The sequence below is a fragment of the Vibrio sp. 2033 genome, assembly GCF_033339735.1.
In genome coordinates this window covers 552,474-566,973 of record NZ_JAWOVC010000001.1, presented here as the reverse complement: position 1 = coordinate 566,973, position 14,500 = coordinate 552,474, and the positions used below count along the sequence as shown (strand labels likewise).

Here is a 14,500-nt window from a genome sequence, read left to right as displayed (position 1 = left end):
TCAGATTACTTATCTTGGCTGAGCCCCATCAATGCTTGTTGTGTTTCTGCAACACGCTGAGACATATGATGATCGGTTGAAATACCAAGTTGTTGCTTTGCCTCGTCCTCTGAGATGCCTAGGTGACAACGTAGTAAATCAATAGCCATTTGATAGTCGTTAGTTTCTACCATGGTTTTTCCCTCAATACATGGAGTTTTTGAGCTCACCCAATGCACTTTTTGCAATGTACTTAGAGTGACTCTGTTTTGTTCATCTCATTCGAATTTAGCATGTCCATGTGGCCGCACAATAAGACCAAAGTCTATAGCAGAGCTAACGTACTGTTTTTGGTCTATTAAAAAATTTCTAGCTAAGTTGCTAAGAGGTGATAGATTTAACACCAAGATCATCTATCAATACATGATGGGTAGCTCAGAGCTTATTTCATCATTTTGATAAATGTATATGAGCGGAGGTTCCAGCTCCTACCAAAGCATGTTTTGAAATCGCTTGAATCAAATATTTCAGTCCCGAAAACAAATGTTGCAATTTATTGCTTAACCTTGTTTTTATCGCGGATAGACTATATCTATAACGCACGGAACATGAAAATCAACGGAATTGGCTTTTATAGCGATTACCATTTGTTCCTTATAACAATCCGTTTTAAAAAAACGATAAGCTTCCTCGGAGAAAAGTAATGAAGCGAATTATGTTATTCCTAGCAACTAACCTAGCTGTCGTGCTAGTGCTTAGTGTTGTTCTGAATATTGTTTACGCTGTAACTGGAATGCAACCAGGCAGTCTGTCAGGTTTACTTGTAATGGCTGCTGTATTTGGTTTTGGTGGCGCATTTATTTCGTTGATGATGTCAAAGGGTATGGCACTACGCTCGGTTGGTGGTATGGTCATTGAAAGCCCGCGCAACGAAACGGAGCATTGGTTAGTCGAAACTGTGGGTCGTCAAGCTCAACAAGTGGGTATTGGTATGCCAACGGTGGCTATTTATGATTCACCAGATATCAATGCATTTGCGACAGGTGCAAAGCGAGATGACTCTCTTGTCGCAGTTTCTACTGGTCTTTTACACAATATGACTCGTGATGAGGCAGAGGCAGTACTTGCACACGAAGTGAGCCATATTGCAAATGGTGATATGGTCACGATGACGTTGATGCAAGGTGTCGTGAACACGTTTGTTATCTTCCTATCACGCTTTATTGCCAATATCGTGGCATCGAACGATGATGAAGAAGGCCAAGGTACAAATATGATGGTTTACTTTGGCGTATCCATGGTGCTTGAACTGGTATTTGGTTTCCTAGCTAGCTTCTTGACTATGTGGTACAGCCGTCATCGCGAATTCCACGCGGACGCAGGTGCTGCGCGCCTCGTTGGCAAAGAAAAAATGATTGCGGCTCTAGAGCGTTTGAAGGTGAGTCATGAATCTCAACTGGATGGCACCATGATGGCATTTGGTATCAACGGCAAGCAGTCGCTGACTGAGCTACTAATGAGCCACCCTCCGCTAGATAAACGTATTGCAGCGTTGCGAGGCCAGCAATACTAACTATGTCTACTTAAATAATTGTTAATTTGCTGAAAAGGCTTGGTTTTGACCAAGCCTTTTTTTTTCGCCGATTGATCGCGTGCGAACTTCATCACGTACTACTTACAGAAATAAAGTTATACAAAATTATTTTTGTACAACTTTGGTGGAATGAACTATCTTGTACATATAATAATTTTGTACAATTTAATGGGCGTGTAGGAGTAAAAAATGGACATACAGTCTGTTGGCAATATCTATCAAAAGCTCAACAAAGCGAACTTACATCTGCTTAAGGATATATATCACCAAGATGTAGTATTTGAGGACGCAGCGCATCGTTTAGAAGGATGGCCAGCACTTTCGGATTATTTCACCTCATTATATGCCAACGTCATCAGTTGTGATTTTGTAATCCATGAGCATCAACAAGTCGGAGATACAGGCTTCCTAACTTGGACAATGGACCTTCAGCATCCCAAACTTCAGAAGGGTGCGCCTATTCTCGTCAATGGTGTTTCGCACCTCAAATTTAGCGAAGGTCAGGTCATTTATCACCGGGACTATTTTGATCTCGGAGAGATGCTCTATGAGCATTTACCGTTACTTGGTTCAGTCGTTAAAACCATCAAGCAGAGGTTAGGACAATGAACAACACCATCTTAATCACAGGCGCCACCTCCGGAATAGGAAGACAGCTTGCGCTAGATTACGCGAACTCAGAATGGAATGTGATTGCTTGTGGTCGGAATCAAGATGTTCTTGCAGAACTGGAGGCAGTTTCTTCCAAAATTCATACACTGCAGTTTGATGTGACAAATTATGAGGAAACTCAGCAGGCTCTCTCCAATTTGCCCTTTACGCCAAACACATGGATTTTTAACGCAGGCGATTGTGAGTACATGGATGAGGGAGTGGTCGACGCGAAACTCATGGCGCGTATGATGAACGTAAATGTTGTCGGTGTTGCCAACTGCGTTGAAGGCTGCCAAGTACATTTAGAGAGAGGGCACCGCATTGTTATTGTTGGCTCTATCGCATCAGAAGTGGCACTGCCTCGTGCAGAAGCTTACGGCGCATCCAAAGCGGCAGTCAGTTATTTTGCACGCACGCTCGCCGTCGACTTGAAAAAGAAAGGGATCAATGTGGTAACGGTGTTTCCTGGTTTTGTTGAAACGCCGTTGACTGACAAAAACGACTTCGAAATGCCAATGATCATTTCTACTCAGCAAGCGTCGGACTCTATCAGGAAGCAATTAGCCGCCAACAAGACCCATATCTATTTCCCAGCGAGATTTACCAGTATTTTACGTTTTATCTCGTTACTTCCATACAGTTGGCAAGCTCGCCTAACTGCTAAACTCGTATCATAAGAAGGAATAAAAATGAAAACAGCAGGAAGAAACAAGATAGCGATTGTGGGAACGGGAATCTCTGGCCTTACTTGTGGTTATTACTTGCATAAAGAACATGATGTAACGCTGTTTGAAGCGAACGATTACATCGGTGGCCATACTGCAACCGTTGATGTGATCCTTGATGGTAGAGAATACGCGATAGACACCGGGTTCATCGTCTATAACGATCGTACGTACCCTAATTTCATTAAAATGATGAGCGAGATTGGCGTTGAAGGTCTGCCGACTCAAATGAGCTTCAGTGTCAGAAACGATGGGAACGGACTAGAGTACAACGGCCACACAGTGTCGACATTGTTTGCTCAAAAACGCAACTGGGCAAACCCCAAATTTTATCGATTTATCTTCGAGATACTTCGTTTCAATAAACTTGCCAAGCGCTTCTCTAGCGAGCAATCCTCGCAATCTCAGACGTTAGGTGAGTTCCTTGACGAACACAAATTCAGTGCTTTCTTTACCGATAACTACATTTTACCGATGGGTGCTGCGATTTGGTCGTCGACTTTAGCTGACATGCGCGCATTCCCTCTTATGTTCTTCTTACGTTTCTTCCTCAACCACGGTCTGCTAGATGTGACTAACCGACCACAATGGTATGTGATTAAAGGTGGTTCACGTTCATACATTCCACCATTGACCAAAGGCTTTGCCGAGAATATTCGTCTTAATAGTCCTGTCGAAAAAGTGGTTCGCAACGAAAAAGGGGTTGGCGTTCAAGTTCGCGGAGAAACGCATTGGTTTGATGACGTTATCTTTGCTTGTCACAGTGATCAAGCAATGAGAATGCTAGAGGATATCAGCCCAATTGAGCAGGAAATCTTGGGGGATATGACATACCAAGCAAATGAAGTTGTTCTTCATACCGACTCTGCCGTACTACCAAAACGTAAGGCAGCATGGGCATCATGGAACTACCTATTGGAAGGCAGTGAGGAGGAACAGCAACGCCTCCCTTCGCTAACTTATAACATGAACATTCTTCAGCATATTCAATCAGAACACACGTTTTGTGTAACGTTGAATAGTACTGAGCAAATTAACTCAAATAAAGTCTTGCGTTCGTTCACTTATCATCATCCAGTATTCACCACTGAGTCTATTGCAGCGCAGCAGCGCAAAAATGAGATACAGGGTAAACAAAGTACCTGGTTCTGCGGCGCTTATTGGTACAACGGTTTTCATGAAGATGGCGTGCGTAGCGCGCTTGATGTTGTGAAAGAACTAGAAGAAAAGTACCGCGAACAAAATGTGGTTCCTTTCGAAAAAGGCGCAGCGTGATATGGATAGCCAAATGAACAGCCGATTGTTTATAGGCAACGTTCGTCACCGTCGATTCACGCCGGTGAATCATGAGTTGAACTACTCTTTATTTATGCCCGCCATCGATGTAGACGAGCTCGATGCTTTAGAGAAAAAAGTATGGGGTTTTGGTTCGCGTTGGTGGCATTGGGCTCGCTTCAAGCGCAGTGATTACATTGGTGAAGGTAGCGTCAAGTCGGCAGTGCACAGCAAAATTGAAGAACTGACAGGTGTTCGCTGTACCGGCAAGGTAATCGCAGTCTGTCACTTGCGTTATCTAGGACTTTATTTCAGTCCCGTTAATTTCTACTACGTTTATAACACGGAAGGAGAATGGAAGTATCTCCTCGCAGAGGTGAGTAACACTCCTTGGAATGAACGACATTACTACGTGGTGTCAGCAGATAAAGAAGAAGAAAAGTTTGGTTGGGAACAAGTTAAAGCATTCCATGTTTCACCATTCAACCCGATTGACCAACTCTACCGCTGGAGAATTAAACCTTTGACAGACAAGTTGAACATTCATCTTGAATGTCACAAAGGAGAGAAACACTTTGATGCCACCATGGTTATGAAAGCCAAGCCACTTTCAAGCAAAACCTTATTGAGGTGTTTGATCGTTACACCAATACAAACGGTAAAAGTAATGGTTGGTATTTATTGGCACGCATTAAAACTTTGGGTGAAAGGCGCACCTTTTTATTCTCATCCTAAATATTCAACGCATGAAGAAATAGAAGCCGATACTGAAAAAACAGACAAAAAAAATAAAAAGCACAAGGAGAATTCTGCATGTTAAATACTAGTTCTATGACATTGCCGCGTAAATTGACGACAACGCAAAAAGCGGCTCGCGGAGTTATTTTTCAATGTCTGCAAAAAATGGAAATCGGCTGCTTAACAGTTATTGAAAGTTTTAAGACGGAAACGACAGAGCGAAGCGAGCGTTTTAGTGCGCCAAATGGGGAGTACAGTGGTCAACCTGTTGTCGCTACTATAGAGGTAAAACATCCAGGCTTTTATTCACGGATCTTGCAGGGCGGCAGTATTGCTGCTGGTGAGGCTTATATGGATGGGTGGTGGGATAGCCCCGATTTAACCTCATTAATGAAACTGATGGCCCTTAACATGCGTGCTCTAGATAAACTCGAAGAGCAAGGCAGTTGGTTGACTAAAATACTGTACAAGTTCAGCCATTGGTCAAACAGAAACTCTGAAGAGAACTCACGTAAAAATATCCATGCGCATTACGACTTGGGTAACAACCTATACGAAGCGTTCCTTGACACCAATATGCTGTACTCGTCGGCGCTTTACAATCATGCGGATGACTCTCTAGAGCAGGCTCAAATCAACAAAATGGATCGTCTATGTCAGCAACTTGAGCTGAAATCTACCGATCATGTTGTTGAAATTGGCACTGGGTGGGGCGCTATGGCGATTTACATGGCTGAACAATACGGTTGTCAGGTCACCACAACAACGATATCTGAAGAGCAACACGCGTACGCGGAGCAAAAAATCAAAGAGCGTGGCTTAGAAGACAAAATCACTCTACTCAAAGAAGATTACCGAAACCTAACCGGCACTTATGACAAGCTCGTTTCTATTGAAATGATTGAAGCTGTGGGCAAACAATTCCTGCCTTCGTACATTAAAGTCTGTGAGTCTTTATTGAAGTCTGGTGGCTTGATGGCGATTCAAGCGATTACGATTGCCGATCAGCGTTACGATTACTACAGTAACAACGTCGACTTTATCCAAAAGTACATTTTCCCGGGTGGTTTTTTACCGTCGGTAACCTCACTAACCCAAGCAACAACAAAGTACAGTGACTTAGTGACGCGAGACTTGTTCGATATTGGTTTGGACTACGCCAAGACGCTGAACGAATGGCACCTTCGTTTTAATCGAGCAGAGAATGAAGTGCGCTCGTTTGGCTACGACGACCGCTTTGTGCGTATGTGGCGCTACTATTTGAGCTACTGTGAAGGTGGCTTTTTGGCTCGCACGATCAGTGCAGTTCACATGACGTTTCAACGCCCGTAGTTCGTTATGAAGGTATTTCTTGCTTCGACATGGTTCCAACTCTGCTGGTTTGCAGCGGTGCTTGGAACCTATCAATGGCAATGGGTCACGTTATTCCTTACTTTGGCAACCCTACTATATTGTCTGAAAAGCGATGCATCTTCGCTCAAAAGTATTGGTGTTATCGTCACGAGCGGGCTCGTGCTTGATACGCTCAATCAACAACTCTCGGTCTTTGTCTTTCCAACCCCATGGCTGCCAGTCTGGTTATTATGCTTGTGGGTTTTGTTTTCTTGGTATGCCTATCAACTTAAGTCAATTTTGTACCGTTTCCCAAAAACCTACGTATCAATAGTAGGCGGACTCGGAGGAACAGTGAGCTACTTTGCTGGCTATAAGCTCCAAGCCGTTGAATTTGGATTTAGCACTGGCGCTACACTGGCAATGTTGTTTGTCGAATGGTGCGTCATGATGCTCTTGATACTCAAGGTGTACGGAAATGAAAAGCTTGAAGAGAGTTTTAACTCAGAGACTGACTAGGTTGCTTGCGTTGGTAATAGTAACTGGCTCTTTTGCTCTGCAAGCTCAACCTGTTGGAAATAGCGAAGCTGCCAGCAACATTGCGAATTGGAAGGGGTGGAAAACTGTTGGAGAAGCCCAACTTACTTGGTTCATCTTCGATATTTATCACTCAAGATTAAAAGCGCCTGATGGAAAGTTCATCGTAAGCGATGACGTATCGCCACATCCCCTTGCATTGGAAATTAATTACAAGAGAGACATCAGTAAGCAACAGCTGCTTGATGTGACGGATGAGCAGTGGGCGAAATTGGGTTTTACTGACTCATATCGAAAAGATTGGATTAGCGAGCTCGATCGTATGTTTCCTGATATTCAAAAAGGTGACGAGCTTACTTATCTAACAGATGGAAAATCTGGTCAGCTTTTTTATAAGCAGGTTGGGGACGTGCAAGTAAAGAACGTTGGTATCATTGAAGACGAACGAATGAACGATGCATTTTTGGCTATATGGTTATCACCCAACACAGAATTTCCGAAACTCCGAAAACAATTGATAGGGCAGGTTAGATAGTGTTTAAACGAATTTTTAAATCAGCGACTTTAGTGGCAGCTGTTTTTCTTTCGGCATGTTCCGCAGACATTGATAATTACCGCTCTTCTACACCGACTTTTGACGTATTCGGTTATTTCGAAGGCGACATAAAGGCGTGGGGGATGGTGCAAGATTATACCGGACAGCAAACGCGTCGCTTTGAAGTCGATATAGTGGGTACTGTAGCGGGTGATACGCTGACGCTGGTGGAAGACTTCGTGTTTGATGACGGAGAGGTGGACCAGCGAATTTGGGTTATCACTAGATTAGAAGACGGTCGTTATGAAGGTAAGGCAGACGATATTATAGGTGTAGCAACAGGGGAAGAGCAGGGCAATGCGTTACAGTGGCAATATGACTTTGAGCTACAAATGGAGGATTCATCAGTGACGGTTGCTTTTGATGATTGGCTTTATCGTCAGGATGACAGACACGTTTTCAATCTAACGAAAATAAAAAAGTTTGGTGTGGAAGTAGGAACAATAACCTTGTTCTTCCAAAAGCAGCCATAACAAATGGGGCTGATCTTCAATTAATAATCCATGCCATATAACTAAAATTATTTTCTCCCGACCTAACTCTCCTAACTAAAAAAGGTTGACGCTTTCGCGTCAACCTTTTAGGTATCTGGTCGTTACAGGAGGATTACAGCTTATCTGTCAGCTCGATTGCTTGACCGATATAGTTCGCTGGTGTCATCTCTTTCAGACGTGCTTTCTCGTGCTCAGGAAGCTCAAGACCGTCGATGAAGTTACGCATTGCTTCGCCGTCAACACGCTTACCACGAGTTAGCTCTTTTAGCTTCTCGTATGGCTTCTCGATGCCGTAACGACGCATTACCGTTTGTACTGGCTCTGCTAGTACTTCCCAGTTCTTGTCTAGTTCAGCAAGAAGCGCTTCACGGTTTACTTCTAGCTTGCTGATGCCTTTAAGCGTAGAAGTGTAAGCGATGATAGCGTAGCCAACACCAACACCAAGGTTACGTAGAACCGTTGAGTCAGTTAGGTCACGTTGCCAACGAGAGATAGGCAGTTTCTGTGCTAGGTGGCCGAATACAGCGTTCGCAAGACCTAGGTTACCTTCTGAGTTTTCAAAGTCGATTGGGTTAACTTTGTGAGGCATTGTTGAAGAACCGATCTCACCAGCAATAGTTTTTTGCTTGAAGTGGCCTAGTGCAATGTAACCCCAAACGTCACGGTCGAAGTCAATCAGGATAGTGTTGAAACGAGCGATAGCGTCGAACAGCTCAGCGATGTAATCGTGCGGTTCGATTTGAGTTGTGTAAGGGTTCCAAGTTACGCCTAGAGACTCTGTGATGAATTCTTCAGAGAACTTGTGCCAATCTAGCTCTGGGTAAGCAGAAAGGTGTGCATTGTAGTTACCTACTGCACCGTTGATTTTCGCTAGGATCTCAACGTTTTCGATTTGCTTGAATTGACGCTCCATACGGTACGCCACGTTTGCCATTTCTTTACCCATAGTAGATGGAGAAGCAGGCTGACCGTGTGTACGAGATAGAAGAGGAATGTCGCGGTATTCCTCTGCTAGTGTTTTGATAGCGTCGATTAGGTTACGGATTTCTGGAAGAATCACGTTCTCACGAGCTTCTTTAAGCATTAGAGCGTGTGATGTGTTGTTGATGTCTTCAGAAGTACATGCGAAGTGGAAGAACTCGTTTACTGCGTGCAGTTCAGGAACGTCTGCTACTTTCTCTTTTAGGAAGTACTCAACCGCTTTTACGTCGTGGTTAGTTGTACGCTCGATCTCTTTGATACGGCGTGCATCTTCTTCAGAGAAGTTTGCAGCAAGGTCGTCTAGGAATTGGTTTGCTTCTGCGCTAAACGCTGGCACTTCTGCAATTTCAGCAGTAGCAGCAAGCTTTTGTAGCCAGCGGATTTCAACGATAGTACGGTACTTTAGTAGACCGTATTCACTGAAAATTTCGCGTAACGCAATTGTCTTGCTTCCGTAACGGCCGTCTACTGGTGAAACAGCAGTCAATGCTGACAGTTCCATGATGTTCTCCTGAATTGGGTTTCTAAATTTCGTGAGCTTTATACCAATAACTGTGGCAATTGTCACGAATATTGCGCAAACGTTTGCGCGAGATTTGTTTTAGTCGAAAAAAATGAGCTCGCGATAAACGCGAGCTGCTTATTTGATATTTTACTACAGACGAGCAAGAAGGATTTGTGCTTGCTCTACCATCTTCTTGCGCCCGAAGATTAGGTGGCGACGCTTACCACCAACTTGACGCCAAAGAACTGCACTACGAATGCCAGATAACAACAGCGCACGAACTTTGTGTTGGCTTGCCGTCTGCTGCAGTACAGATGGCGTGCCTGTTACTTGAATGCGTGGGCCAATAGGGCTAACGACATCCAGATAGATGCTCGCTAAATTGCTGATCATTTGATCGTCTAGTAGCTCAAAGTGCTCTGACTGACGCTTGGCCATTTGAATACGATCACCAAGCTGAGACATAGCATCGTTACGAGAGCTTAACTTACGCTCTAACGCCATTAAACTAATAATGTAACGAGTAATTTCACTGCCTGATGGTGTGCTATCAATCCCTTTAACCAAGCATTCTAGGCCGAGCTTTAGATCGGCTTCGCGACCGAATACGCCAACTGTGTTAGCAGGGTTCGTGCTCAAAATAGCGTTGATTGATGTTTCAAAAGCATCTTGATCACAATGTCCGTTTCTCGCTACCTGTTGAACTAAAGCAACAGCTTGGCAAATCCCAGCGAAAGCGATAGTACGGTCATAAAGTGTATTCGCCACGTAACGACTCCTAAGCTTGAGAATATTTAATGCGTTGCTCGATGATGCCGCCACCTAGGCACACGTCACCTTTGTAGAACACTGCTGATTGACCTGGAGTTACAGCAATTTGTGGCTCGTCAAAGATAACTTTAATGTTTTCATCATCGATAGGGATGATTGTACAAGGAATATCTTCCTGACGGTAACGAGTTTTCACTGTGCACTTCATAACATCGCGAATTGGCTCACGATCTACCCAATGAAGTTGTGATGCAAGTAGACCTTCTGATTTCAACATTGGATGGTCTTTACCTTGAACAGCAATCAAAACGTTACGTTCTAGATCTTTCTCACCAACGAACCATGGGTCCTCGTTACCACCGCCGCCTTTACGGCCACCGATGTGTAGACCTTTACGCTGACCAAGTGTGTGGTACATCAGGCCTTGGTGTTGACCAATCACTTCGCCTTCAGGTGTTTCGATGTTGCCTGGTTGAGCTGGAAGGTAGCGACCTAGGAATTCTGTAAACTTGCGTTCGCCGATGAAACAAATACCCGTAGAGTCTTTCTTCTTCGCCGTGATTAGATCTTGCTCTTCCGCGATGCGGCGTACTTCTGGCTTCTCTAGGTCACCAACAGGGAATAGGCTACGCGCAATTTGCTCGTTGCTTAATGTGTACAGGAAGTAGCTTTGATCTTTGTTGCCATCTAGACCACGTAGCATCTGTGGTTTTTCACCGTTTTCTGGGAAAGAGCGACGCACATAGTGGCCCATTGCAATGTAATCAGCATCAAGTACTTCATCAGCGAATTCTAGGAATGCTTTGAACTTGATTTCTTTGTTACAAAGAATGTCAGGGTTCGGAGTACGGCCAGCTTTGTATTCAGCAAGGAAGTACTCAAATACGTTATCCCAGTATTCGGCAGCAAAGTTGATAGTGTGTAGGTGGATGCCTAGCTTGTCACATACTGCCTGAGCGTCAGCAAGATCTTCTGCCGCTGTACAATATTCTTCGTTGTCATCTTCTTCCCAGTTCTTCATGAAAAGGCCTTCTACTTGGTAGCCTTGCTGCTTTAGAAGATACGCGGAAACAGATGAATCAACGCCGCCGGACATACCGACGATGACTTTCTTTTGACTGTTATCAGACATTACTAAACACCACTTAAATAAACGGGATGCAGATTCTATCAGAATCCACAGACCGGTGACAGATCCGAGATCGAAATCACAATTCGTTTCGCTGGATTTTTCTTCAACAAAGATTCGAACGAGTAATTTCGCAAGTATAGAAGAGGTATATATGGCATAGTTGGCCAAAATCCAAGAGGAAACACCAAATGACAGAAGAAAACCAATTTATGCAAGAAAGTGAGTTGATTGAAATTGTTGAAAATCAGCTCGAAGATGGTAACCCGCTTAAAGTAAAAGAAACCCTTATGCGTTTAATGATGACTGGCACACCACGTGAAGATGCGGTTGCGATGATGGCATGTGCGATGTCAATTGAGATTTTTGATGTGATGAAGAATGAAGGTGAGTTCAACCTAAAGCGTTATAGCGAGCACCTTGAGCAACTACCAGATCTCAGCTTTATGGAAGGTGAATAAGCCACCTAAAAGAAAAAAGTAGTCAGCAAACGTTTGCTATAATCGCTTTTATTGCTGCTTTATTATTAGCGGTATAGAATCCGCTCTCCTTTTCATCCCCTTACTCAGACTGACAATATGAAATTTCCTGGACAACGCAAATCGAAGCACTATTTTCCTGTTCATGCTCGTGACCCGCTGGTGAGCCAAGCACAAGAAAGCAAGAAGATGACGCGCACTCACATCATTGGTATTGACCAAACCTTGGTTGATATTGAAGCAAAAGTTACAACGGATGTGATTGAAAAGTACGGTCTGAGTAAAGGTCACTCTCTGGTTATCGATGACGAAAGAGCAGAAGAGTTATACCAGCAACTGAAAGAAGAGAACTTGATTACCAATGAGTATGCGGGCGGTACAATTGGTAACACGCTACATAACTACTCCGTGCTAGCGGATGACCGCTCCACACTACTTGGAGTGATGAGCCAGGATATTAAGATTGGCAGCTACGGTTACCGTTATCTTTGTAATACATCAAGCCGCATGGATTTGAACTACCTACAAGGTGTAGATGGTGCAATTGGCCGTTGCTTTGCTCTTATCACAGAAGACGGTGAACGTACTTTTGCTATCAGCGAAGGGCAAATGAACCAACTCCATCCTGATAGCATTCCAGAGAAAATCTTTAAAAATGCATCAGCACTTGTACTGACGTCATATCTAGTACGTTGCAAAGACGGCGACCCAATGCCGGAAGCAACAATGAAAGCGATTGAGTACGCGAAAAAGAATGATGTGCCTGTTGTTCTGACTCTAGGCACAAAGTTTGTTATTCAAGATGATCCTAAATATTGGCAAGAATTCATTCGAGATAACGTTTCTGTCGTTGCGATGAATGAAGATGAAGCAGAAGCTCTGACAGGGGAATCTGATCCACTTGCTGCGTCTGACAAAACATTGGAGTGGGCTGATCTAGTATTGTGCACGGCGGGTCCTGTAGGTCTATTTATGGCTGGGTATACGGAAGATAGCGCGAAGCGCGAAACTTCTTTGCCATTACTTCCAGGGTCAATTGCTGAATTTAATCGTTATGAATTTAGTCGTCCGGCGAAAAAAGACTCATGCGAGACGCCAATAAAAGTGTACTCGCATATCTCGCCATATATGGGTGGCCCAGAAAAAATTAAGAATACAAATGGCGCAGGTGATGCCGCGTTATCTGCTGTTCTTCATGATATGGCAGCAAATAAATACCATAAAGAAAATGTGCCTAATTCAAGCAAGCACAGTAACGAGTATTTAACTTACTCTTCTTTTTCTCAAGTCTGCAAATACGCAAACCGCGCGAGCTACGAAGTTCTCGTGCAACATTCACCACGATTGTCGCGCGGACTTCCTGAGCGAGAAGATAGCCTAGAAGAAGCATACTGGGAACGTTAATACGAAGCAGTTTAATTAACTATTCTGTAACTAAAGTAAAAGGCACATTAAGAAATGTGCCTTTTTTATTTGTAATGGTTTAAATAAAAAAGGCTCCCTATGGGAGCCTTTTAAAAATAGCACGGATCTAGATTAGGAACTCATCCAGAGATTTACCTGCATCAAGTTGCTCTTGAATCGCCGAAGGTGTACGACCTTGGCCAGTCCAAGTTTTCTCATTACCGTTTGAATCTGTGTATTTGTATTTAGCAGGGCGAGGTGCGCGCTTCGCTTTGCCTTTCGTCTTAGTTTCGCCAGATAGCGCAGTAATAAGTGCTTCTACGTCAATACCGTCTTGAGCGATTTTCTCAGCAATCTCTGCAAGCTTAGCTTCTTGCTCTGCTTGTGCTGCGCGTTCTGCTTCTTCTGCTTCACGACGCTCATCTACGACAGTAGTGAGTTTATCTAGAGCTTCTTCCAATTGTTCTAGAGTCAGCTCACGAGAAAATGCACGAAGGCTACGGATATTTAGAAGGGTTTTAGTCAGCTCTGACATAACGATTCCTATTAAAAGGTTAATGTGTTGGGCACTTTTTATCGTTACGATTAAATAATGCCAATCTATAAATAAACAAAGAGTCCTTATATTTAACTTTATCTTTTCCTTATGTGCAAATGCTAAATCAAGATTTTGTTTAAATTTGACTATTTTTTAAAGCAATTAATATTATTACACTCGAAATAAATCATTATTAGATGAGAACTAAAATCAACAATCATTATTGTATAGAGAGAGTGACAGCTTGGTTTTTTATAAAAAAATTTGAGTTATTACTTAAAAATATGAAGCATCCATCTTTAATGGTGTGTCATATATCCTTAATTTATTGATATAAGATAAACCATGATATTTCTAAGGTAGTAATAATGTTTCATAAATAACATGATTGATGTGATTTCAGTTGCACAAAACTTATGGAAGTAGGCAAGGTTTATAAATTATCTCAGTCATTATTTATTTGTTTAATTTAGTTTGATGTGTTGCATTGACTCTCATCATAAGTACAATGGCTGCCACCTGATGCAATATTGCAGACAATTTGTTGTTAATTTGTACAGTTAGTGGTTAATTGTTTGTTGTTGCCGTAGAGGCGCGGTCTCGAAGAGTAGCTATTATTGGGGTGATGCCAATGAGTAATAGTGGAAGGCGAAGATTGCCGAAGTAAGTAACTCATCAAAGTTACTTGCTGGGGTTGTATCTGAAAGGAACAACACTGCCATAGTATATATTCACATTAAACTATGGAGCGCTACTGTAGGGTTGGGTGG

The 14,500-nt window shown here is 43.1% G+C and carries 16 protein-coding genes and 1 riboswitch; of the genes, 11 read left to right on the top strand and 5 right to left on the bottom strand.

Annotated elements, in window-relative coordinates; genetic code table 11:
* Nucleotides 1-5: 5 nt before the first annotated feature.
* Complete coding sequence (locus tag R7P74_RS02540; RefSeq protein WP_005378215.1) at nt 6-173, bottom strand: hypothetical protein; 168 nt, start codon at nt 171-173, stop codon at nt 6-8.
* A 509-nt stretch (nt 174-682) separates the two neighbouring features.
* On the opposite strand from R7P74_RS02540, the gene htpX reads away from it, so the two are divergent.
* The 9 genes from htpX to R7P74_RS02495 all read left to right on the top strand — a co-directional run bounded on the left by htpX (nt 683) and on the right by R7P74_RS02495 (nt 7,902).
* Complete coding sequence (htpX, locus tag R7P74_RS02535) at nt 683-1,552, top strand: protease HtpX (protein WP_005388085.1); 870 nt, start codon at nt 683-685, stop codon at nt 1,550-1,552.
* Between the two features lie 210 nt (nt 1,553-1,762).
* Complete coding sequence (locus tag R7P74_RS02530) at nt 1,763-2,182, top strand: nuclear transport factor 2 family protein (protein ID WP_005378211.1); 420 nt, start codon at nt 1,763-1,765, stop codon at nt 2,180-2,182.
* Complete coding sequence (locus R7P74_RS02525; protein WP_318122652.1) at nt 2,179-2,904, top strand: SDR family oxidoreductase; 726 nt, start codon at nt 2,179-2,181, stop codon at nt 2,902-2,904. The genes R7P74_RS02530 and R7P74_RS02525 overlap by 4 nt, the downstream gene beginning before the upstream one ends.
* Nucleotides 2,905-2,916: 12 nt before the next feature.
* Nucleotides 2,917-4,227 carry an NAD(P)/FAD-dependent oxidoreductase gene (locus R7P74_RS02520; RefSeq protein ID WP_318122650.1) on the top strand — a complete coding sequence of 437 codons (1,311 nt, stop codon included), beginning with the start codon at nt 2,917-2,919 and terminating at the stop codon, nt 4,225-4,227.
* A gap of 1 nt (nt 4,228) precedes the next feature.
* Nucleotides 4,229-5,047 carry a DUF1365 domain-containing protein gene (locus R7P74_RS02515; protein ID WP_005378205.1) on the top strand — a complete coding sequence of 273 codons (819 nt, stop codon included), beginning with the start codon at nt 4,229-4,231 and terminating at the stop codon, nt 5,045-5,047.
* Nucleotides 5,041-6,297 carry an SAM-dependent methyltransferase gene (locus R7P74_RS02510; protein ID WP_025766883.1) on the top strand — a complete coding sequence of 419 codons (1,257 nt, stop codon included), beginning with the start codon at nt 5,041-5,043 and terminating at the stop codon, nt 6,295-6,297. The genes R7P74_RS02515 and R7P74_RS02510 overlap by 7 nt, the downstream gene beginning before the upstream one ends.
* Nucleotides 6,298-6,303: 6 nt before the next feature.
* Complete coding sequence (locus R7P74_RS02505; RefSeq protein ID WP_171345316.1) at nt 6,304-6,816, top strand: DUF2878 domain-containing protein; 513 nt, start codon at nt 6,304-6,306, stop codon at nt 6,814-6,816.
* Nucleotides 6,776-7,369 carry a chalcone isomerase family protein gene (locus tag R7P74_RS02500; RefSeq protein WP_171345317.1) on the top strand — a complete coding sequence of 198 codons (594 nt, stop codon included), beginning with the start codon at nt 6,776-6,778 and terminating at the stop codon, nt 7,367-7,369. The genes R7P74_RS02505 and R7P74_RS02500 overlap by 41 nt, the downstream gene beginning before the upstream one ends.
* The gene (locus R7P74_RS02495; protein ID WP_017634388.1) at nt 7,369-7,902 is read left to right on the top strand and encodes a DUF3833 domain-containing protein; all 534 of its coding nucleotides are present in this window, start codon (nt 7,369-7,371) and stop codon (nt 7,900-7,902) included. Before R7P74_RS02500 ends, R7P74_RS02495 begins: the two co-directional genes overlap by 1 nt.
* A 133-nt stretch (nt 7,903-8,035) precedes the next feature.
* Here the strand turns inward: R7P74_RS02495 and purB are convergent, their stop codons facing one another.
* The 3 genes from purB to mnmA all read right to left on the bottom strand — a co-directional run bounded on the left by purB (nt 8,036) and on the right by mnmA (nt 11,312).
* A complete protein-coding gene (gene purB / locus R7P74_RS02490; RefSeq protein ID WP_318122647.1) occupies nt 8,036-9,406 on the bottom strand; it encodes an adenylosuccinate lyase in 1,371 nt (456 codons plus the stop codon).
* Nucleotides 9,407-9,559: 153 nt separating this feature from the next.
* Complete coding sequence (gene hflD / locus R7P74_RS02485; RefSeq protein ID WP_005378194.1) at nt 9,560-10,177, bottom strand: high frequency lysogenization protein HflD; 618 nt, start codon at nt 10,175-10,177, stop codon at nt 9,560-9,562.
* Between the two features lie 10 nt (nt 10,178-10,187).
* Entirely contained in the window at nt 10,188-11,312 is a 1,125-nt protein-coding gene (mnmA, locus tag R7P74_RS02480) for a tRNA 2-thiouridine(34) synthase MnmA (protein ID WP_005378192.1), read from the bottom strand.
* Between the two features lie 188 nt (nt 11,313-11,500).
* Here mnmA and R7P74_RS02475 point away from each other — a divergent pair, with 188 nt between their 5' ends.
* Complete coding sequence (locus R7P74_RS02475; RefSeq protein ID WP_005378190.1) at nt 11,501-11,770, top strand: hypothetical protein; 270 nt, start codon at nt 11,501-11,503, stop codon at nt 11,768-11,770.
* A gap of 117 nt (nt 11,771-11,887) precedes the next feature.
* Nucleotides 11,888-13,192, top strand: coding sequence for an inosine/guanosine kinase (locus R7P74_RS02470; RefSeq protein ID WP_005378187.1), 1,305 nt, complete (start codon nt 11,888-11,890; stop codon nt 13,190-13,192).
* Nucleotides 13,193-13,319: 127 nt separating this feature from the next.
* Here the strand turns inward: R7P74_RS02470 and R7P74_RS02465 are convergent, their stop codons facing one another.
* Complete coding sequence (locus R7P74_RS02465) at nt 13,320-13,727, bottom strand: H-NS family histone-like protein (RefSeq protein ID WP_005378185.1); 408 nt, start codon at nt 13,725-13,727, stop codon at nt 13,320-13,322.
* 582 nt (nt 13,728-14,309) lie between these two features.
* Nucleotides 14,310-14,492: riboswitch (Lysine riboswitch) on the top strand.
* Nucleotides 14,493-14,500: the final 8 nt, after the last annotated feature.

Excerpts from the sequence above, each read along its gene's own strand:
- R7P74_RS02540 (WP_005378215.1), bottom strand. The coding sequence starts at position 173 with ATGGTAGAAACTAACGACTATCAAATGGCTATTGATTTACTACGTTGT.
- htpX (WP_005388085.1), top strand. The coding sequence starts at position 683 with ATGAAGCGAATTATGTTATTCCTAGCAACTAACCTAGCTGTCGTGCTA.
- R7P74_RS02530 (WP_005378211.1), top strand. The coding sequence starts at position 1,763 with ATGGACATACAGTCTGTTGGCAATATCTATCAAAAGCTCAACAAAGCG.
- R7P74_RS02525 (WP_318122652.1), top strand. The coding sequence starts at position 2,179 with ATGAACAACACCATCTTAATCACAGGCGCCACCTCCGGAATAGGAAGA.
- R7P74_RS02520 (WP_318122650.1), top strand. The coding sequence starts at position 2,917 with ATGAAAACAGCAGGAAGAAACAAGATAGCGATTGTGGGAACGGGAATC.
- R7P74_RS02515 (WP_005378205.1), top strand. The coding sequence starts at position 4,229 with ATGGATAGCCAAATGAACAGCCGATTGTTTATAGGCAACGTTCGTCAC.
- R7P74_RS02510 (WP_025766883.1), top strand. The coding sequence starts at position 5,041 with ATGTTAAATACTAGTTCTATGACATTGCCGCGTAAATTGACGACAACG.
- R7P74_RS02505 (WP_171345316.1), top strand. The coding sequence starts at position 6,304 with ATGAAGGTATTTCTTGCTTCGACATGGTTCCAACTCTGCTGGTTTGCA.
- R7P74_RS02500 (WP_171345317.1), top strand. The coding sequence starts at position 6,776 with ATGAAAAGCTTGAAGAGAGTTTTAACTCAGAGACTGACTAGGTTGCTT.
- purB (WP_318122647.1), bottom strand. The coding sequence starts at position 9,406 with ATGGAACTGTCAGCATTGACTGCTGTTTCACCAGTAGACGGCCGTTAC.
- mnmA (WP_005378192.1), bottom strand. The coding sequence starts at position 11,312 with ATGTCTGATAACAGTCAAAAGAAAGTCATCGTCGGTATGTCCGGCGGC.
- R7P74_RS02475 (WP_005378190.1), top strand. The coding sequence starts at position 11,501 with ATGACAGAAGAAAACCAATTTATGCAAGAAAGTGAGTTGATTGAAATT.
- R7P74_RS02470 (WP_005378187.1), top strand. The coding sequence starts at position 11,888 with ATGAAATTTCCTGGACAACGCAAATCGAAGCACTATTTTCCTGTTCAT.
- R7P74_RS02465 (WP_005378185.1), bottom strand. The coding sequence starts at position 13,727 with ATGTCAGAGCTGACTAAAACCCTTCTAAATATCCGTAGCCTTCGTGCA.